The following is a 20,336-nucleotide window of genomic DNA, read 5'->3' as shown; positions in this document are numbered from 1 at the left end:
CTACAACCGTGATCGACGCCCTGAACCACTTGCCGCGCCCCCGGGCCGGTGCCGACCAGTTGGCCGAGCGCTTCAGCGACCTGGCCCCACCCCTCACCGCCCGCCAGGCCGCCGTCGAAAGCGCGCGCTGCCTGTACTGCTACGACGCCCCCTGCGTCAACGCGTGCCCCAGCGACATCGACATCCCGTCATTCATCCACCGCATCAGCGACGAAAACCTGCAAGGCGCCGCCGAGCGCATCCTCTCGGCCAACATCCTGGGAGGCAGTTGCGCCCGCGTCTGCCCCACCGAAATCCTCTGCCAGCAAGCCTGCGTGCGCAACAACGCGCAGGAATGTGCACCGGTACTGATCGGCCAGTTGCAGCGCTACGCCCTGGACAACGCCCACTTCACCGAACACCCGTTCAAGCGCTCACCGGCTACCGGCAAACGCATCGCCGTAGTCGGCGCCGGCCCTGCCGGGCTGTCCTGCGCACACCGGCTGGCCATGCACGGGCATGACGTGGTGGTGTTCGAGGCCTGCGACAAGGCCGGCGGGCTTAACGAGTACGGCATCGCCCGCTACAAGCTGGTCGACGACTACGCCCAGCGTGAAGTGGAGTTCCTGCTGGGCATTGGCGGCATCGAAGTACGCCATGGCCACCGCCTGGGCGGCAACCTTAGCCTGGGCGAACTGCGCGATCAGTACGACGCGGTGTTCCTCGGCCTCGGTCTGAACGCCGTGCGCCAGCTTGGCCTGCCCGATGAAGAAGCCCCGGGCGTGCTCGCCGCTACCGAATACATCCGCGAGTTGCGCCAGGCCGATGACCTGAGCCAGCTACCCTTGGCCGACCGCTGCCTGGTGATCGGTGCTGGCAATACCGCCATTGACATGGCCGTGCAGATGAGCCGCCTGGGGGCCCGCGACGTCAACCTGGTGTACCGCCGTGGCCACACCGACATGGGCGCCACCGGCCACGAGCAGGACATCGCCAAGGCCAACCAGGTGCGCCTGCACACCTGGGCCCGCCCCGACGCCGTGCTGCTGGACGACGCCGGCAAGGTGCGCGGCATGCGCTTCGCCCGCACCGAGCTGGCGGACGGCCGCCTGCGCGACACCGGCGAAACCTTCGAGCTGGCCGCCGATGCCATCTTCAAGGCCATCGGCCAGCGCTTCGACGATGCCTGCCTGGTCGACCCGGTGGCTGCGCAGCTGGCCCGCGAGGGTGAGCGCATTCGTGTTGACCAAACCCTGCAGACCAGCCTGCCGGGCGTGTATGCCGGCGGCGACTGCACCGCCCTGGGCCAGGACCTTACCGTCCAGGCCGTACAGCACGGCAAGCTGGCCGCCGAAGCCATCCATGCCCAACTCATGCTCAACGTGGAGGCAGCGTAAATGGCCGACTTGTCTATCGTATTTGCCGGCATCAAGGCACCCAACCCGTTCTGGCTGGCGTCCGCACCGCCAACCGACAAGGCCTACAACGTGGTCCGCGCCTTCGAGGCCGGTTGGGGCGGCGTGGTCTGGAAAACCCTGGGCGAGGACCCGGCGGCGGTCAACGTGTCGTCGCGCTATTCGGCGCACTACGGCGCCAACCGCCTGGTGCAGGGCATCAACAATATCGAGCTGATAACCGACCGTTCGCTGGAAATCAACCTGCGCGAAATCACCCAGGTGAAGAAAGACTGGCCCGACCGAGCCTTGATCGTGTCGCTGATGGTGCCGTGCGTGGAGGACTCTTGGAAGTTCATCCTGCCGCTGGTGGAAGCCACCGGTGCCGATGGCATCGAGCTGAACTTCGGCTGCCCGCACGGCATGCCGGAACGTGGCATGGGTGCGGCAGTCGGCCAGGTGCCGGAATACGTGGAGCTGGTCACCCGCTGGTGCAAGACGTACTGCTCGCTGCCGGTGATCGTCAAGCTCACGCCGAACATCACCGACATCCGCCAGTCGGCTCGCGCTGCGCACCGCGGCGGGGCCGATGCGGTGTCGTTGATCAACACCATCAACTCCATCACCAGCGTCGACCTGGACCGCATGGTCGCCCACCCCATCGTCGGTGACCAGAGCACCCATGGCGGTTATTGCGGCTCGGCAGTGAAGCCGATTGCCCTGAACATGGTGGCGGAAATTGCCCGCGACCCGGAAACACGCGGCTTGCCGATCTGCGGCATTGGCGGCATCGGCAACTGGCGTGATGCGGCGGAGTTCATCGCCCTGGGCAGTGGCGCCGTGCAGGTGTGCACGGCGGCGATGCTGCACGGGTTCCGTATTGTCGAGGACATGAAGGACGGCCTGGCGCGCTGGATGGACCAGCATGGGCATGACACTGTCGAAGCGTTCCGCGGGCAGGCGGTGGGGCACACCACTGACTGGAAGTACCTGGACATCAACTATAAATCGGTGGCGCACATCGATCAGGAGGCGTGCATTGGCTGTGGGCGCTGCCACATCGCCTGTGAGGATACCTCGCACCAGGCCATTGCCAGCACGCTGAAGGCAGATGGCACACATGCCTACAGCGTGATCGAAGAGGAATGCGTGGGCTGCAACCTGTGCCAGATCACCTGCCCGGTTGAAAACTGCATCGAGATGCAGGCGCAGGATACCGGCAAGCCTTACCTGAACTGGACACAGGACCCGCGTAACCCCTACCGCGAGGCCAGTTGAGGTAGAACACTGCCTGACCAGCAACGCGATCGGTGTAGGAGCGGCCTTGTGCCGCGATGGGGCGCGAAGCGGCCCCGGGGTTTGAGCTTCGCCGCCGAAATTGCCGGGGCCGCTTCGCGCCCCATCGCGGCACAAGGCCGCTCCTACAATGGACCGCGTCAGGCTGGAACCTCGGTTCAAGGCTCCAGCCCGATCCCCCGCAAGATCACGCTGGTCACCGTCTGCACCGCACTCTCGAACGCCATGTCTGACAACATCTCGCCGCCATTGAGCAACTGCACCTGGTAACCAAAGTCGGCATAGTGCTGGGTAGACGCCCAGATCATGTACAGCAATGCCGACGGCTCTACCGGCAGAATACGCCCCTCCTCCACCCAACGGCGGATCTTGGCTTCCTTCAATTTCGCCCAAGGCACCAGGCTGTCATCCAGGTTCACCCCAAGCACCGGCGCCCCGTGCAGCATCTCTTCGGCCCAAATCTTCGAGCCCAGGGGCCGCGAGCGCGAATGGCCCATCTTCGCCCTGATGTAGCTGGTCAGCACCACGCGCGGGTCGTCGAAGTTCTCGAAACACAGTGCGTCCTGCTTCCATACATCCAGCAAGTCCTGCAGCACCGCGCGGAACAACTCGTCCTTGGTGCTGAAGTAATAGTGCAGGTTGGAGCGTGGCAATTCGGCCTGCTCGGCGATGTCCCCCATGGAGGTGGCGCCGTAGCCTTTCTCGGCAAACACCTTTTCCGCCGCCTGCAAGATTTTCTCGATATTGCGTCGGCGAATTTCGATCTTGTGATTGGCCATCAGGCTTGGGCCGCCCACACCGCCAAGCCACCGGTCAACCGGCCGTCACTTAACTCGATATTGTCGATTTGCCGGTCAGTACCGCGAATGCCCATGTGTGCTCCGTGCCGAAGGGGTTTGGCCTAGTCTACTCCGCTCGTTTCACACTTTTATATCAGGCGGCCTGAAACAACCGGGTAATCACGGGCTGATGGCGGTGGCGCGCCTGCCAGATATCGTAATCAGCCTGAATGGCCAACCAAAGGCGGGCGGTACTGATACCCGCCATCTCCAGGCGTACCGCCAGGTCCGGAGACATTGCCGCGCGGCCATGCAGTACCCGCGAAAGCGCTTCGCGGGAAAACCCAAGGTGCGACGCGAAGGCTTTTACCGTCAGGCCAAGCGCTGGCAAAACATCTTCGCGCAAGGTTTCGCCAGGATGTGGCGGATTGTGCAAAGGCATGAACAGCTCTCCGAACTAGGTGTACGCACCTAGTGTGACCCTACACATCACACTCGTACAGACAATATATGTGACGCAATGCGTCACAAATGACGGAGTACCAAGCCTATCGCGCACCTTGTGGGAGCGGGTTCACCCGCGAACACCGGCGAAGCCGGTGCCATGCTGCGCGTTGTATTCTTCGCGGGTAAACCCGCTCCCACAGGGATCTCACGCGATTCTAGATATTGAGCAAGGCAGTTGCTACGTTCATCCGCTACCCGCACCTCGCCCGGTCGCGCACCGGGCACTGTGCGCGATGAAGATTGAGTGCGGTGTTGATGATGCCGATATGGCTGAACGCCTGGGGGAAGTTGCCGAGCATGCGCTGGCCGGCCGGGTCGTATTGCTCGGCCAGCAGGCCGAGGTCGTTGCTCAGGCCGGTCAGGTGCTGGTACAGCGCTTCGGCTTCAGCCTGGCGGCCCAGCAAAACATAAACGTCTGCCAGCCAGAACGAACACACCAGGAAGGTGCCCTCCCCCGGCGTCAGGCCGTCGCTGCAGCTGTCGCTGTCGTAGCGCATCAGCAGGCCGTTCTTCAGCAGGCGCTGTTCGATCTGCTCCAGCGTGCGCAAGAAGCGTGGGTCATCAGCCGGCAGGAAGCCGGTCAGGGCTATCTGCAGCAGGCTGGCGTCCATTTCACTCGAGCCATAGGCCTGGACGAAAAACCGGCCGTTGGCGTCCAGGCCGTGCTCGCACACTTCGCGGTGGATTTCGTCAGCCACCTGGCGGTAATGGTGCCCGCGTTCGCGGCCTTCTTCAGTGGTGTCAGCCAGCCCCGCGGCACGGTCGAAGGCAACCCAGGCCATGACCTTGGAGTGCACGAACTGCTGGCGGCCGCCGCGCACTTCCCAAATGCCTTCGTCCGGCTCGCGCCAGATGCGTTCGACGTAAGGCAGGATCAGGCGGGAGATGGCGGCGCTGCGCGGGTGGCGGGGCAAGCCGCCCTTGATCGCCTGGGCCATGGCATCGGCCAGCTCGCCGTAGATGTCCAGTTGCATCTGTTGCGACGCTGCATTGCCTACCCGCACGGGTTGCGAATGCTCGTATCCGGCCAGCCACGGCAAGGTGTATTCCTGCAGGTCGCGCTCACCGGCCAGGCCATACATGATCTGCATCTGCTCGGGGTTGCCGGCCACTGAGCGCAGTAGCCATTCACGCCAGGCCTGGGCCTCGTCGAAGTAGCCCAGGTTCATGAACGCCAGCAGGGTCATGGTGGCGTCGCGCAGCCAGCAGAAGCGGTAGTCCCAGTTGCGCTCCCCACCCACCCGCTCAGGCAGCGAGGTGGTGACGGCGGCGACGATGCCACCCGTGGGGGCGTAGGTCATTGCCTTGAGTGTGAGCAACGAGCGGCGCACCAGGGCGGTGTATGGCCCTACCTGCGGGCAGCGGGTGGCGAAGGCCTGCCACTGCTCGACGGTTTGGGCAAAAGCCTGGTCGATATCGCAGTCGGGCTGCACTGGCAGGTGCGAGGGTTGGTGACGCAGGCTGAAGATTTGGCGCTCGCCCGCGCCAACACGAAAGCGCGCGACGGTATGGTGGTCGAGTGCATGCGGGGGGACGGTGCTGCACAGGATCAGCCGGTCAGGGCCGGCAACGGCGCTGAGGGTCAGTGGGGCGAGCCGTTCCACCCATGGCACACTGCGACCGTAGTCGAAGCGCATGACCAGGTCCATTTCAAAATTGGTTTCGCCACTGAGACCCTCGACGATCCGCACCACCGAATTGACGTCGCCCAGCGGCATGAAGTCGAGCACCCGGGCACGGCCGGTGGCAGTGACCCAGGTGGTTTCCAGCACGAGGGTGTCGTCCAGATATTGGCGGCTGCTGTGCTCGACGGGGTCGCAGGGGGCAACGCGCCAGCGGCCGTTTTCTTCGTTGCCCAGCAGGGCCGCAAACACGGCGGGGGCGTCGAAGCGTGGCAGGCAGAGCCAGTCGAGCGAGCCATCGCGGCTGACCAGGGCGGCGCTGCGGCAGTTGCCCAGCAGGGCGTAGTCTTCGATGTGGGCAGGCATTAGGTCTCCTTGATGTGATCGCCAGTGCCGGCCTTTTCGCGGCTAAAGCCGCTCCCACAGGGATACCATTTCCCTCAGGCCTGATGCGATACCTGTGGGAGCGGCTTTAGCCGCGAAAGGGCCGGCACAGGCTTTACAAAAGCATCAGCCCAAGCGGTGCCACTCGCGCTTGTCGCGGGTCAGCAATTCATTGCCAGCGTCAGGCCCGTCTTCACCGGCCGGGTACTGATGCACCTCGCCATCCTGGGCCCAGGCATCGAGAAACGGCTGCACCGCTCGCCAGCCGTTCTCGATGTTGTCAGCCCGCTGGAACAGGGTCTGGTCACCGGTCAGGCAGTCGTAAATCAGAGTCTCGTAGCCGGTCGCCGGGGTCATCTTGAAGAAGTCTTTATAGGCAAAGCCCAGCTCCACATTCTCCATCACCAGCTCCGGCCCTGGCCGTTTGGCCTGCAGGTCGAACCACATGCCTTCGTTGGGCTGAATCTGGATTTTCAGGTAGTTGGGCTTGGGCCGCTCCAGCTCCGACTCGCGGAACTGCGCATACGGCGCGGGCTTGAAGCAAATGGCAATTTCGGTGTCGCGCACGCTCATGCGCTTGCCGGTGCGCAAGTAGAACGGCACGCCGGCCCACCGCCAGTTGTCGATCATCACCTTCAGCGCCACGTAGGTTTCGGTCTGGCTGTCAGGCGCGACATTGGACTCCTGCCGGTAACCGGGCAGCTGCTTGCGCCCCTGCTTGCCGGCACTGTACTGGCCGCGTACCGAGTTCTTCAGGGCCATTTTCGCCGACCATGGGCGAATAGCACCGACCACCTTGGCCTTTTCGCCGCGCACCGCGTCAGCCCCGAACGCAGCCGGCGGCTCCATGGCCACCATCGCCAGCAACTGGAACAGGTGGTTGGGAACCATGTCGCGCAGGGCCCCGGTGCTGTCGTAGAACGCACCACGGGTTTCGACGCCGACCGTTTCCGCAGCGGTGATCTGCACGTGGTCGATGTAGTGGTTGTTCCAGAATGATTCGAACAGGCCGTTGGAGAAGCGGCTCACCAGAATGTTCTGCACCGTCTCTTTGCCCAGGTAATGGTCGATACGGTAGATCTGCCGTTCGCCCATCACTTTCAACAGGCAGGCGTTGAGCGCCTCGGCGCTGGCCAGGTCGGTGCCGAATGGCTTCTCGACCACCACGCGGCGAAAGCCGCCGCCAGACTCGTCGAGCAAGCCGGCCTGCCCCAGGCGCTGCGCCACCTCGGGGAAGAAACGCGGCGAGGTGGCCAGGTAGAAGATGGCATTGCCGTGGCTGGTTTTGTCGATGCGCTTGGCGAGGGCCTGGTAAGTGGCCGGGTCGAGGAAATCGCCCGTCTGGTAATCCAGGCGTTTGGCCAGGCGTGCCCAGAGCTTTTCGTCCAGGCACTTGGCGCTGCCCTCGCCGCCTTTATCCCGCTCGAGCATGAACGCATGCAGGCGCTCTGCAAATTCCTCGGCGCTGGCCGGGTTGTGGTCAACGCCAACGATGCGCAGGTTGCGGTCCAGCAAACCGTCGCGGCTGAGGTTGTACAGCGCCGGCATCAGCAGGCGCTTGACCAGGTCGCCATTGGCGCCGAACAGGAACAGGGTACAGGGAGGAGCGGCTGGAATGGTCTGTTTGGTCATTCGCCTTTCTTCTCGACGTGGCCACCGAAGCCCAGGCGCATGGCCGAAAGAATCTTGTCACCATACGTGCCCTGCTGCTGGCGCGAGCGGAAGCGCGCAAACAGTGCGCTGGACAGCACCGGCACCGGCACCGCCTGCTCGACGGCGGCATCGATGGTCCAGCGGCCTTCGCCACTGTCGGATACCGAGCCACTGAACTGCGACAGCTGCGGGTCGGCCACCAAGGCATCGGCGGTGAGGTCGAGCAGCCATGAGGTTACCACGCTGCCACGCCGCCACACCTCGGCGATCTCGGCCACGTTCAGGTCAAAGCGCTGGTCTTGCGGTAGCTCGTTGCCACCTTTGCTGCGCAGCAGGTCGAAGCCTTCGGCATAGGCCTGCATGAGGCCGTACTCGATACCGTTATGCACCATTTTCACGTAGTGCCCGGCGCCGGGTGGGCCCGCGTGGATATAGCCGTGCTCGGCGCGCTGATGCTCCCCGCTGCGGCCATGAGTACGCGGGATGTCACCCACGCCTGGGGCCAGCGCCTTGAACAGTGGCTCCAGGCGCTCGAACACGTCCTTTTCGCCGCCGATCATCATGCAGTAGCCACGGTCCAGGCCCCATACACCCCCAGAAGTGCCGACGTCCAGGTAATGCAGGCCGCGCTTGGCCAGCTCGGCAGCGCGGCGCATGTCGTCCTTGTAGAAGGTATTGCCGCCGTCGATGATCGCATCGCCCGGTTCCAGCAGGTCAGCCAACTGCGCGATGGTCTGCTCGGTTGGCTCGCCGGCCGGCAGCATCACCCACACTGCGCGTGGGGCTTTCAGCTTTTGTACCAGCGCACCAAGGTCGTGCGCGCCTTGGGCACCCTCGCCCTCCAGCCCGGTAATGGCCTCGCGATTGCGGTCGTGCACCACGGTGCGGTGGCCGGCGCGCATCAGGCGCCTTGCGATATTGCCGCCCATGCGGCCCAGCCCGACGATTCCCAATTGCATGAGCCGATGCTCCCTTACGAAATGGATGACAACACAGTCCAGCGTTTCAGATTAGTCCAGCATGCCGCCCGAGGGTTCAGCGACGAACGGCAAGACCACGATAAACAAAAAAGTTCCCACCAACTGCAAAAGAATTCAGAATGCGCCCCGCGTGAAGCGTCTACGCTTTGACTTGTCACCAGCCAAAACCGCGAGGTGTGCTCATGGGTACCTTGATGCCTGCAACCCCAACCCAGACACTCTATGTCTCCGTGCGCCGTGATGAGCTGCGTAAATTGAAAGACGAACGTGACCAGTTGCGCCAACAGGTCGCCCAGTTGAACCTGCTGCTGGCGCAGGCGCGTATCGACGGCAAGGCCGTCAATCTCTGACCCTTCCTCTCAGTGGGGGCTTCTTGGGCTCCCACGCTGCTGCCCCTTGTGAAAAAGCAAACACACCTGCAGCGCCCCATTATGGTGCGCCAGCCCACTCCAGCCACAATTCGGCGCACCCTCCAAACACCCCCGCCCTATCTTCGCCCACCCCCTTTCATGACCGGTCACAAACGCCAACGTTTGCGTCTATTCCGCACATAACAATAGTGACCAGTGGGTCACCTTTTTATCACTTTCTCTCCTACACTCGGTTTTCGGCCCGCCATTTGCTCAATGGAAGAGTGACGTAAAAAAGTCGAACTTTCAGGAAAGCGGGCAGGTCAGGAACTAAGTAGGCCAAACGCAGGGGACATTCCCTGGCTCGGCCCACCCATCCCAACCAGTCCAACCGCCTTCGGCCGGAGTGCTGATCGCGTTGTGCCTGCGCGCACGAACCTGGGGCATGGAACGCACTACGCAGTATTCAGAACCAGAGAGAACCAACACGAAACATCGCCACGGGTGCCAGCACCCGGCCAAGCATAGGGACGGAGAGAAGTATGATCAGTGCCGCTGTCGAGCCTCACGTAGATTCATTCAAACCGGACAACCGCGAGCCGCTTACCCCGGATTTCGCCACGACAGGCAAGGCACCCGGCGCGCAGCGCCAGCAAAACCCGAACATGCGCAAGATTCTGTTCGTCACCTCGGAAATCGCAGACCTGGTCAAGACAGGAGGCCTGGGTGACGTGTCCGCCGCCCTGCCCCGTGCCCTGGCGCACCTGCACGATGTACGGGTGTTGATCCCGGGGTACCCCCAGGTGATGGAGAGCGACAACCCGATCCACATCGTCGGTGAACTGGGCGGCCACGCGGCCCTGCCGCCGTGCAAGATCGGGCGCATGGACATGGCCGACGGCCTGGTCATCTATGTGCTGATCTGCCCCGAGCTGTACCAGCGCGATGGCACTCCCTATGGTGCCAACAATGGCCGCGACTGGCCCGACAACCACATCCGCTTTGCCCGCCTGGGCCTGGCTGCCGCCGAGATTGCTGCGGGCGAAGGCAAGATTCACTGGACGCCGGAAGTGGTGCACGCGCATGACTGGCCCGCCGGCCTGGCCCCGGCCTACATGCACTGGCGCGGGCTGAATACGCCGACCCTTTTCACCATCCACAACCTGGCCTACCAAGGTGTGTACAGCCGTGGTTGCAGCCCGGAGCTGGCCATTCCCGACCACGCCATGCAGCAGGAAGGCATGGAGTTCTACGGCAAGCTGTCGTTCCTCAAGGCGGGCTTGGCGTATTCCAGCCACATCACCACGGTCAGCGCCACCTATGCCCGGGAAATCACCACCCCGGAATTCGGTTGCGGCCTGGACGGTTTCCTCGCCAGCAAAGCCCAGCAAGGCCTGCTTGGTGGCATCCCCAACGGCATCGATGAAAGCTGGGACTCGGCCACCGACAAGCACCTGCAGCACAACTTCAGCATCAACGACTGGGAAGGCAAGGCGCGCAACACTCAGGAGGTACGCGCCCTGTTCGGTCTGGAGGATTCTGACGGACCACTGTTCGCCGTGGTATCACGGTTGGTGTATCAGAAGGGCCTGGACCTGACCTTGGGTGTGGCCGACTACATCGTCGAACAAGGCGGGCAGATTGCGATCATCGGCCGTGGCGAGCCGGAAGAAGAACAGGCCATGCGCGAGCTGGCGCTGCGCCACCCGGGCCGCATCGGGGTGCGCATCGGCTTCAACGAAACCGACGCCCGGCGCATGTTTGCCGGCAGCGACTTCTTGCTGATGCCATCGCGCTACGAGCCTTGCGGCCTCAGCCAGATGTACGCGCAACGCTTCGGCTCGCTGCCGGTAGCGCGCAACACTGGCGGCCTGGCCGACACCATCGAGTGCGGCGTCACGGGCTTCCTGTTCAATGAGTCCACCGTCGAGAGCTACCGCCAGGCACTCAGCCGCGCCTTCTATGTATACGGTAAAAAGGATTTGCTGAACGCCATGCGCTGCCTGTCGATGACCCAGCCATTCAACTGGTGCCAGGCGGTGGAACCCTACGCCCGCCTCTACGAGGATCTGGTCAAGCAGGCACAACTGAGCCACTACTGAGCGGGGGCTGGAAGATGCACAGGCATGGCGCACACTTACTGGACGCCACGTCGGCGCGCTTCGCCCTCTGGGCACCCGATGCGCGCAGCGTGAGCGTAGAACTGGAGCAACAGCCGGCCATCGAGCTGCTGCCCGACGACGATGGCTGGTACACCGGTGTGGCTCAGTGCCAGGCCGGTGACCGGTACCACTACCGTATCGACGGTGAGCTGCAAGTGGCGGACCCGGCCTCCCGCTACCAGCCTGAGGGCGTAAAAGGCCCGAGCCAGGTGGTGGATGTGGCCGGTTACCAGTGGCAACACCCTTGGCAAGGCCGGCCTTGGCACGAAGCAGTGATCCAGGAGCTGCATGTCGGTTTACTCGATGGCTACGCCGGGGTTGCCCGGCAGCTGCCGCGCCTGGCCGAGCTGGGCATCAGTGCCGTCGAGCTGATGCCACTGGGGCAGTTCCCCGGCGAGCGCAACTGGGGCTACGACGGCGTGCTGCCCTACGCACCGCAGAACACCTATGGCAGCCCCGAGCAGCTGTGCGCGCTGGTCGACCAAGCCCACGGCGAAGGGCTGATGGTGCTGGTGGATGTGGTCTACAACCACTTCGGCCCCGACGGCAATTACCTACACCAGTACGCCAGCCCGTTCTTCCGCGAAGACCGGCAGACGCCCTGGGGCGCGGCCATCGATTTCCGCCGCCCGCAAGTGCGTGAGTACTTCATCCAGAATGCCCTCATGTGGCTGTGCGACTACCGCTGCGACGGCCTGCGCCTGGATGCCGTACATGCCATCGACCAGCCCGATTTCCTGATCGAGCTGGCGCAGCGCGTACGCGCCGCCGTGGAGCCGGGCCGGCATGTGTGGCTGGTGCTGGAGAACGAGCACAATCAGGCCGGCCTGCTGGAACAGGGCTTTGACGCCCAGTGGAACGACGACGGCCACAATGCCCTGCATGTGCTGCTGACCGGCGAAACCGAAGGCTACTACGCCGACTACCAGAAGCGCCCCATCGACCAGCTGGCCCGCTGCCTTTCTGAAGGCTTCGTGTTCCAGGGCCAGGCAAACCGCCACGGCACGCCCCGCGGTGAACCCAGCGGGCACCTGGAGCCCAGCGCCTTTGTGTTGTTCTTGCAAAACCACGACCAGGTCGGCAACCGCGCGCTTGGCGAACGCCTGACCCGCCTGTGCCCGCCGCCAGCGCTGCGTGCGGCCACCGGCCTGCTGCTATTGGCCCCCATGATTCCGCTGCTGTTCATGGGCGACGACGACGGCAGCTGCCGGCCGTTCCTGTTCTTTACCGACTTCCATGACCAGTTGGCCGACGCCGTACGCGAAGGCCGCCGTGGCGAGTTCGCCCACTTCACTGCGTTCGCCGACCCCGAGCAGCGTGAGCACATTCCCGACCCCAACGCCGAACAGACCTTTGAATCTTCACGCCCGCAAAACAAGGAAGTGATCGCCGGCTGGCACGGCCTGTACCAGCAACTGCTCGAACTGCGACGCCGCCACGTCATCCCGCACCTGCCCGGCAGCCGCTCACTGGGCGCCGAGGTGCATGGCGACAAAGCGCTGACCGCACGCTGGCGGCTGGGCGATGGCAATACCCTGCGCATCGACCTGAACCTGGCGCCCACTGCGCAGGCGGTCGAACTGCCCGCTGCCGCCACCCGGCTGTTCGACAGCAGCGACACCCGACACCCAGATACCCAAATGGCCGCGTACAGCTGCGTGGTCAGCCTGCTTCCCCCTGACCAGGAGCGCCCATGAGCGAAACCGCCCTGCACCGCTTGGCAAACCGCGTCGGGTTGAGCCGCGACTGGATCGACGCCAATGCCCGGCCCCAGCGCGTCAGTGACGAGGTGCTGCGCACCATTCTTGAAGGCCTGGGCCACGCTGCCGCTGACGACGACGCCATCGCCATCAGCCTGCGCACGGTGGAAGCCGCCGAAGACAGCGAACACCTGCCGCCCCTGCTGACCGCAGACCTGGGCAAGCCCTTGGCGCTGGCGCGTTACTTCAGCGCCGCCAGCGTCGCCCACTGCACCCTGGAAGACCACGCCTCACTCACCCTGAAACTTGACGACCAGGCACGCCTGCCCGGTGAGCTGCCAATCGGCTACCACCAGGTGGAAATCGACAGCCGCCACTTCACCGTGGCCGTGGCCCCGCCCCGCTGCCACAGCCTCGAAGACACGGTGCAACAGCCACCACCACGCTATTGGGGCCTGGCCGTTCAGCTGTACAGCCTGCGCCGCCCAGGCGACGGCGGCTACGGCGACTGCCTGGCGCTGGAGCAGCTGGCCCGCTCGGCTGCCGAGCGCGGTGCCGATGCCTTGGCCATCAGCCCCATCCATACACTGTCGGCCATCGACCAGGAGCACTACAGCCCCTACTCGCCCTCCAGCCGCCTGTTGCTCAACACCCTGTACGCCAGCCCCGCCGCCCTGCTGGGCGAACGGGAGGTGCGCATGGCCATCGAAGCCTGCGGGCTGGAGCAACAACTGGAAGAACTTGAGCAACGCCCGCTGGTCGACTGGCCACGCGCCGCCAGCGCCCGCCTGCGCCTGCTTGAAGCGCTGTACCAGGGTTTCAGCCAGGGTGACCACCCGCTGCGCAGCGATTTTGACAGCTTCCGCGAAGCGGGCGGCCAGGCGCTGGAGCACCACTGCCGCTTCGAGGTGCTGCAAGCCCAGGCGGTGGAGCACGGCCTGGGTGCCGACTGGCGCAACTGGCCCAAGGCCTGGCACGACCCCTACCACCCGGAAGTTGAAGCCTTTGCCAATGCCTACCCGGCCAAGGTCGAGTTCCATGCCTTCTGCCAATGGCTGACCGAGCGCGGCCTGCAACGTGCCCAGGAAGCAGCCCGCGGCAACGGCATGGCAGTGGGCCTGATCGCCGACCTGGCGGTGGGTGCCGACGGTGCCGGCAGCCAGGCCTGGAGCCGCCAGGACGAATTGCTGGCGGGCCTGAAAGTAGGCGCGCCACCCGACATCCTCAACCGCGCCGGTCAGGACTGGGGCATCTGTGCGTTCTCGCCCGAAGGCCTCAAGCGCAACGGCTACCGCGCTTTCATCGAGATGCTGCGGGCCAATCTGGCCCATGCCGGTGGCTTGCGCATCGACCATGTGATGGGCCTGCGCCGGCTATGGCTGATCCCGCAGGGGGCCAAGCCCAGCGAAGGCGCTTACCTCAATTACCCGGTGGACGACCTGTTGCGCCTGCTGGCGCTGGAGTCGGTGCGCCACCAGGCGATCATTCTCGGTGAAGACCTGGGCACCGTGCCCGGCGGCCTGCGCGAAACACTGGCCGAGAAGGCCGTGCTGGGCATGCGCGTGCTGCCGTTCGAGCAAACCCAGCCAGGCCAGTTCAAACCGATACTGGACTGGCCGGACAACGCCCTGGCCACCACCGGCACCCACGACCTGGCACCGCTGGCCGGCTGGCTGGAAAACCGCGACATCGACTGGAGCCACCGCTTGCAACTGATCGACGCTGCCACCGAACTGCACTGGCGCCAAGGCCGCCAGATAGAACACGACGGCCTGCGCCGTACCCTGGAGACCAACTACGGTGAACTGAAGGACAACGACGCGGTGATCGATGCGGCCATCCGCTTCGTTGGCCATACCCGTGCGCCCTTGGTGCTGATACCGCTCGAAGACCTGCTAGGCTGCGACGAGCAACCCAACCTGCCGGGCACCACCAGCGGGCACCCCAACTGGCGGCGGCGCTTCACCCGGCCGGTGACAGAACTGCTCGATGACGAGGATGCCGCGCGGCGCCTGGAGCTGCTGGCCCAGGCCCGCGAACAGGCTTGGGAGCGTGACCGATGAAGCCGCTGACCGCGACCCTGCGCCTGCAGTTTCACAGTGACTTCACCCTCGATCACGCCGTACCGCTGGTGCCGTACTTCGCCCAATTGGGCATCAGCCACCTGTATGCCTCGCCCATCCTCAAGGCCCGGGCTGGCTCGCGCCACGGTTACGATGTGGTCGACCCAACCTGCGTCAACCCCGAACTGGGCGGCGAGGCGGCACTGGAGCGGCTGGTCGCCGCGCTGCGCCAGCATGGCATGGGGCTGATCCTCGACACCGTGTCCAACCACATGGCCGTGGGCGGTGCCGACAACCCCTGGTGGCAAAGCCTGCTGGCCTGGGGCCGGCGTAGCCCGTATGCGGAGTTCTTCGACATACAGTGGCACTCCAGCGACCCGCTGCTGGCCGGGCAACTGCTGCTGCCGTTCCTTGGCAGCGACTATGGCGTAGCGCTGAAGAAGGGCGAGATACCGCTTGAATTCGACAAGCAGCACGGCACGCTGCAAATCGCCCATTACGATCACCGCTTCCCGGTGTGCCCGGTCGACTATGGCTGGATTCTCGCCCTCAGCCCGGAGCCGGCGCTCAAGACTCTGGCCGAGCACTTCACGGCATTGGCCGAATCGACCACCCCGCTGGCCGATGCCCTGCCGCTGCACACCGAACTGGCACGCCTGGTGCGTGAAGGTGCCGACCTGGAATCGGCGCTGGTGGCATTCGACAGCCGCGCCGAAAATGGCCTCAAGCGCCTGCACCTGCTGCTGGAGCGCCAGACCTACCGCCTGGCCAGTTGGCGAACCGCTGCCGACGACATCAATTGGCGGCGCTTCTTCGACATCAACGAGCTGGGTGGCCTGAGGGTGGAGCGCGCCGTGGTGTTCGAGGCCACCCACGCCAAGCTGTTCGAGCTGATCGGACGCGGCCTGGTGGACGGCCTGCGCATCGACCATATCGACGGCTTGGCCGACCCTCGTGGTTACTGCCGCAAGCTGCGCCGTCGGGTCGATGGCCTGTTGGCGCAGCGGCCTTTGCAGGCGGCCCTGGAGCACTTCCCGATCTATGTGGAAAAAATCCTCGGCGCCGGCGAGCACCTGCACCGCGACTGGCTCACCGACGGCACCACCGGCTACGAATTCATGAACCAGGTCTCGCTGCTGCAGCATGACCCAGCCGGCGAAACGCCGCTGACCGAGCTTTGGGCGAACGTCACCGAACGGCCGGACTTCCCTGAAGAAGTGCGTCAGGCGCGTTACCTTGTGCTCAATGCCAGCCTCGCCGGTGACTGCGAATCGGTGGCCCAGGCGCTGCTGCAGGTTGCGCGCAACGACCTGATGACCCGCGACCTGACCCTGGGCGCGATCCGCCGGGCGTTGCAGGCACTGGTGGCGCATTACCCGGTGTACCGCACCTACTTCAACGCCTGCGGGCGCCCCGCTGAAGACGAAGGGTTTTTCCAGCAGGCGCTGGCCAACGCCCGGCACGACCTCGGAGAAGCCGATTGGCCGTTACTGGACCACCTTGAACAATGGCTGGGCGGGCAAGCCTGGCGGCAGTTGCCACCGGGTCGCGCCCGCAAGCAACTGCGCCACGCCTGCGTGCGCTTCCAGCAACTGACCGCGCCCAGCGCCGCCAAAGCCGTGGAAGACACCACCTTCTACCGCAGCGCCCGGCTGCTGTCGCGCAACGACGTGGGCTTCGAGGCCGAGCACTTCAGCGCGCCTCCCATGCACTTCCATAACGAAGCCCAGCGGCGCCTGCGCGACTTCCCCGACAACCTGCTCGCCACTGCCACCCATGACCACAAGCGCGGGGAAGACACCCGCGCGCGCCTGGCCGTGCTCAGCGAACGCGGCCCGTGGCTGGCCAGCCGGGTGGAACACTGGCGTGAACTGGCAGCCCCGCTGCGCGCACAGCTGGACGATGGCCTGGCACCCAGCCCCGGCGACGAGCTGATGCTGCTGCAAACCCTGCTTGGCAGTTGGCCGCTGGGCCTCGACCTGCACGACGACAACGCCCTGCGCCAGTACGCCGAGCGTATCCGCCAGTGGCAGCAGAAGGCCTTGCGCGAAGCCAAGTTGCGTAGCAGCTGGAGCGCGCCGAACGAGGCCTACGAAGGCGCCTGTGCCCGCTACATCGAGGGCTTGCTGCTGGACAGCGAGAACCAGCAACTGCGCAAATCCGTGGCAGACGCCGCGCAACTGCTCGCCTGCCCCGGCGCCCTCAACGGCTTGGTGCAGGCCCTGCTGCGCATGACCACACCCGGTGTGCCCGACCTGTACCAGGGCAACGAGTACTGGGACTTCAGCCTGGTCGACCCGGACAACCGCCGCCCCGTGGACTACGCTTCGAGGCGTCGCACCCTGGACGACGCCACGCCGCCAGCCGAGCTGCTTGCGCACTGGCGCGACGGCCGCATCAAGCAGGCCCTGATCGCCCGGGTGCTGGATTGCCGCCAGGCGCACGCCGAACTGTTCCGCCGTGGCGCCTATCTGCCGCTGACCGTGCTGGGCAAACACGCTGACAAGGTGATCGCGTTTGCCCGGTTGGGTGACGGCGAGCGGGCCGTCATCGTTGCGCCACGCCTGGCCAGTACCCTGCTCGGTGGCAACCCTACACCGTTGATCCCGGCACAGAACTGGGACGACACCCGGCTGGTACTGCCGTTTGCCTTGTCACCTGCCAACTCGACGGGACTTTTCCCCTGCACGGCGGTCAGCTCTTCCAAGGAGTTGATGTTGAGTGCTGTGCTGGCGGAGTTTCCGGTCAACGTGTTGATACAACAATCTTGAGCATCAGGAGCGTCATGATGAGTGTCGATGAAAAGCGTATTCGCGAATTTGCCTACCAGATCTGGGAATCTGAAGGTAAGCCCGTAGGGGAGGAAGAACGCCACTGGGATATGGCCCGCAAGCTGGCCGAGGCCGAGGCATTGGCCCCCAAGGCCGAGCCCCGCAAGCGGGCGCCGGCGAAGCCCAAGGCAGCCGCTGAGCCCAAGGCGCCTGCAGAGCCCAAGGTAGCTGCCCTGCCGGGGGGCAAACCCGCTGCGGCGAAAAAGCCTCGGGCGGTGAAAAAGCCTACTGCCGGGTAAGCCTGTCCCCGCCACTTCGCGGGTAAACCCGCTCCCACAGGGTCATCACAGGCGCTCAAAGCAGTGCAGTACCTGTGGGAGCGGGTTTACCCGCGAAGTGGCCAATGCAGGACACCACATTCCCCTTCCATCACGGCCATTTGAGGATCGTCATGAGCCCCCGCACCCCTAAGAAAACCCGCTCGGTCGCACCATCGCGCATCCGCGAAGGCATGCCCTTCCCCCTCGGCGCCACCTGGGATGGCCTTGGGGTCAACTTCGCCTTGTTCTCGGCCAACGCCACCAAGGTCGAGCTGTGCCTGTTCGACTCCACCGGCGAACAGGAACTCGAGCGCATCGAACTGCCCGAATACACCGACGAGATCTACCACGGCTACCTGCCCGACGCTCACCCCGGCCTGGTGTACGGCTACCGGGTGTACGGCCCCTACGAGCCGGAAAATGGTCACCGCTTCAACCCCAACAAACTGCTGATCGACCCCTACGCCAAGCAACTGGTCGGCAGCCTGGAATGGTCAGAGGCACTGTTCGGCTACACCATCGGCCACCCCGACGGCGACCTGTCGTTCGATGAGCGCGATAGCGCGCCCTTCGTGCCCAAATGCAAGGTGATCGACCCGGCCTTCACCTGGGGCCGCGACCAGCGTGTGCTGATACCGTGGGAGCGCACGATCATCTACGAGGCGCACACCCGCGGCATCAGCATGCGCCACCCGGCAGTACCGGAAGAGCTGCGCGGCACCTTCGCCGGCCTTGCCAATGACGAGCTGCTCAAGCACATCAAGGACCTGGGCGTTTCCAGCATCGAACTGCTGCCGATCCACGCCTTCGTAAACGACCAGCACCTGCTGGACAAAGGCCTGAACAACTACTGGGGCTACAACAGCATCGCCTTCTTCGCGCCCCATCCGCGCTACCTGGCCAGTGGCAAGATCGCCGAGTTCAAGGAGATGGTCGCGCACCTGCACGACGCCGGGCTGGAGGTGATCCTCGACGTGGTCTACAACCACACCGCCGAAGGCAACGAACGTGGCCCGACCCTGTCGATGCGCGGCATCGACAACGCCTCGTACTACCGGCTGATGCCGGACGACAAACGCTACTACATCAACGATTCCGGCACCGGCAACACCTTGGACCTGAGCCACCCCTGCGTGTTGCAACTGGTCACCGACTCGCTGCGCTACTGGGCCGGTGAAATGCACGTGGATGGCTTTCGCTTCGACCTGGCGACCATCCTTGGCCGTTACCACGACGGCTACAGCGAGCGCCACGGCTTCCTCGTCGCTTGCCGTCAGGACCCGATGCTGAGCCAGGTGAAGCTGATTGCCGAGCCGTGGGACTGCGGCCCCGGTGGTTACCAGGTGGGCAACTTCGCCCCGGGCTGGGCCGAGTGGAACGACCGCTTCCGCGATACCGCACGCGCCTTCTGGAAAGGCGACGAAGGCCAGCTGGCCGACTTCGCCGCACGCCTGACCGCCTCGGGCGACATGTTCAACAACCGCGGGCGCCGGCCGTACTCCTCGGTCAATTTCATCACCGCCCACGATGGCTTTACCCTGCGCGACCTGGTGTCGTACAACCACAAGCACAACGAAGACAACGACGAGAACAACCAGGACGGCACGGACAACAACCTGTCGTGGAACTGCGGTGCCGAGGGGCCGACCGACGACCCGGACATCAACGCGCTGCGCATGCGCCAGATGCGCAACTACTTTGCCACCCTGCTGCTGGCCCAAGGCACGCCGATGATCGTCGCCGGCGACGAGTTCAGCCGCACCCAGCACGGCAACAACAACGCCTACTGCCAGGACAGCGAAATCGGCTGGGTGAACTGGGACCTGGACCAGGAGGGCAAAGAGCTGCTGGCCTTCGTCAAACGCCTGACCCGCCTGCGTCTGGCCTACCCGGTGCTGCGCCGCTCACGCTTCCTGGTGGGTGACTACAATGAGGCAATCGGGGTCAAGGACGTGACCTGGCTGGCACCGGATAGCAACGAGATGAGCGTGGAACAGTGGGAGGACCCGCACGGGCGCTGCCTGGGCATGCTGATCGATGGCCGCGCGCAGGTCAGCGGTATCGCCCGGCCGGGTTCCGAGGCCACGGTGCTGCTGATCGTCAATGCCCACCATGATGTTGTGCCATTCAAGTTGCCGACGGTACCTGAAGGTGATTACTGGAGCTGCCTGGTCGATACCGACCGGCCGGAGTTGCGCAAGGGGCAGCACCTGCAGTTCGACAGCACGTTCGAGGTCAAAGGCCGGTCGATGCTGCTGATGGTGTTGCAGCACGAGGAGGAGTGAACCTGGGGTGGCCGCGCCTGTCCGACTGTGTATTGGTTGCCTGTATCGGCCCTATCGCCGGCAAGCCAGCTCCCACAGGTATGGTGCAGGC

The 20,336-nt window shown here is 64.6% G+C and carries 14 protein-coding genes; 9 read left to right on the top strand and 5 right to left on the bottom strand.

Annotated features, from left to right (window positions below; all coding sequences use genetic code 11):
- Window positions 1-8: 8 nt before the first annotated feature.
- Together E8E78_RS21520 and preA are read left to right on the top strand one after the other, a co-directional pair.
- The gene (locus E8E78_RS21520) at window positions 9-1,376 is read left to right on the top strand and encodes an NAD(P)-dependent oxidoreductase (protein ID WP_059395766.1); all 1,368 of its coding nucleotides are present in this window, start codon (window positions 9-11) and stop codon (window positions 1,374-1,376) included.
- The gene (gene preA, locus E8E78_RS21515) at window positions 1,377-2,651 is read left to right on the top strand and encodes an NAD-dependent dihydropyrimidine dehydrogenase subunit PreA (protein WP_280314357.1); all 1,275 of its coding nucleotides are present in this window, start codon (window positions 1,377-1,379) and stop codon (window positions 2,649-2,651) included. It begins immediately after the preceding gene.
- Between the two features lie 176 nt (window positions 2,652-2,827).
- On the opposite strand, the gene E8E78_RS21510 is transcribed toward preA, so the two are convergent.
- The 5 genes from E8E78_RS21510 to gnd all read right to left on the bottom strand — a co-directional run bounded on the left by E8E78_RS21510 (window position 2,828) and on the right by gnd (window position 8,573).
- Complete coding sequence (locus E8E78_RS21510) at window positions 2,828-3,448, bottom strand: TetR/AcrR family transcriptional regulator (RefSeq protein ID WP_026034333.1); 621 nt, start codon at window positions 3,446-3,448, stop codon at window positions 2,828-2,830.
- A 154-nt stretch (window positions 3,449-3,602) separates the two neighbouring features.
- A complete protein-coding gene (locus tag E8E78_RS21505; protein WP_041167664.1) occupies window positions 3,603-3,890 on the bottom strand; it encodes a HigA family addiction module antitoxin in 288 nt (95 codons plus the stop codon).
- A 256-nt stretch (window positions 3,891-4,146) separates the two neighbouring features.
- Window positions 4,147-5,943 carry a glycoside hydrolase family 15 protein gene (locus E8E78_RS21500; RefSeq protein WP_049275377.1) on the bottom strand — a complete coding sequence of 599 codons (1,797 nt, stop codon included), beginning with the start codon at window positions 5,941-5,943 and terminating at the stop codon, window positions 4,147-4,149.
- Between the two features lie 144 nt (window positions 5,944-6,087).
- Window positions 6,088-7,593, bottom strand: a complete 1,506-nt coding sequence (zwf, locus tag E8E78_RS21495) for a glucose-6-phosphate dehydrogenase (RefSeq protein ID WP_059395765.1) — start codon at window positions 7,591-7,593, stop codon at window positions 6,088-6,090.
- On the bottom strand, window positions 7,590-8,573 hold the full coding sequence (gnd, locus tag E8E78_RS21490; RefSeq protein WP_016488154.1) for a phosphogluconate dehydrogenase (NAD(+)-dependent, decarboxylating): 984 nt from the start codon (window positions 8,571-8,573) through the stop codon (window positions 7,590-7,592). The genes zwf and gnd overlap by 4 nt, the downstream gene beginning before the upstream one ends.
- Before the next feature lie 203 nt (window positions 8,574-8,776).
- On the opposite strand from gnd, the gene E8E78_RS21485 reads away from it, so the two are divergent.
- The 7 genes from E8E78_RS21485 (at window position 8,777) to glgX (ending at window position 20,245) form a co-directional block, all read left to right on the top strand.
- On the top strand, window positions 8,777-8,944 hold the full coding sequence (locus tag E8E78_RS21485; protein WP_280314364.1) for a DUF6026 family protein: 168 nt from the start codon (window positions 8,777-8,779) through the stop codon (window positions 8,942-8,944).
- 542 nt (window positions 8,945-9,486) lie between these two features.
- Entirely contained in the window at window positions 9,487-11,046 is a 1,560-nt protein-coding gene (gene glgA / locus E8E78_RS21480) for a glycogen synthase GlgA (protein WP_016498821.1), read from the top strand.
- A gap of 14 nt (window positions 11,047-11,060) precedes the next feature.
- Entirely contained in the window at window positions 11,061-12,803 is a 1,743-nt protein-coding gene (gene treZ, locus E8E78_RS21475; protein ID WP_049273900.1) for a malto-oligosyltrehalose trehalohydrolase, read from the top strand.
- Window positions 12,800-14,869, top strand: coding sequence for a 4-alpha-glucanotransferase (malQ, locus tag E8E78_RS21470; protein ID WP_280314369.1), 2,070 nt, complete (start codon window positions 12,800-12,802; stop codon window positions 14,867-14,869). Before treZ ends, malQ begins: the two co-directional genes overlap by 4 nt.
- Window positions 14,866-17,640 (top strand): malto-oligosyltrehalose synthase, encoded by a 2,775-nt coding sequence (locus tag E8E78_RS21465; protein WP_059395763.1) that lies wholly within the window; start codon window positions 14,866-14,868, stop codon window positions 17,638-17,640. Before malQ ends, E8E78_RS21465 begins: the two co-directional genes overlap by 4 nt.
- A 14-nt stretch (window positions 17,641-17,654) precedes the next feature.
- Window positions 17,655-17,939, top strand: coding sequence for a DUF2934 domain-containing protein (locus tag E8E78_RS21460; protein ID WP_084967438.1), 285 nt, complete (start codon window positions 17,655-17,657; stop codon window positions 17,937-17,939).
- A gap of 152 nt (window positions 17,940-18,091) precedes the next feature.
- On the top strand, window positions 18,092-20,245 hold the full coding sequence (gene glgX, locus E8E78_RS21455; protein WP_059395762.1) for a glycogen debranching protein GlgX: 2,154 nt from the start codon (window positions 18,092-18,094) through the stop codon (window positions 20,243-20,245).
- Window positions 20,246-20,336 lie beyond the last annotated feature (91 nt).

It is taken from the genome of Pseudomonas sp. BN505 (assembly GCF_029873175.1).
Lineage (GTDB): Bacteria > Pseudomonadota > Gammaproteobacteria > Pseudomonadales > Pseudomonadaceae > Aquipseudomonas > Aquipseudomonas putida.
The sequence above is the reverse complement of the archived record's forward strand: the minus strand, read 5'-3'. Positions and strand labels throughout refer to the sequence as shown.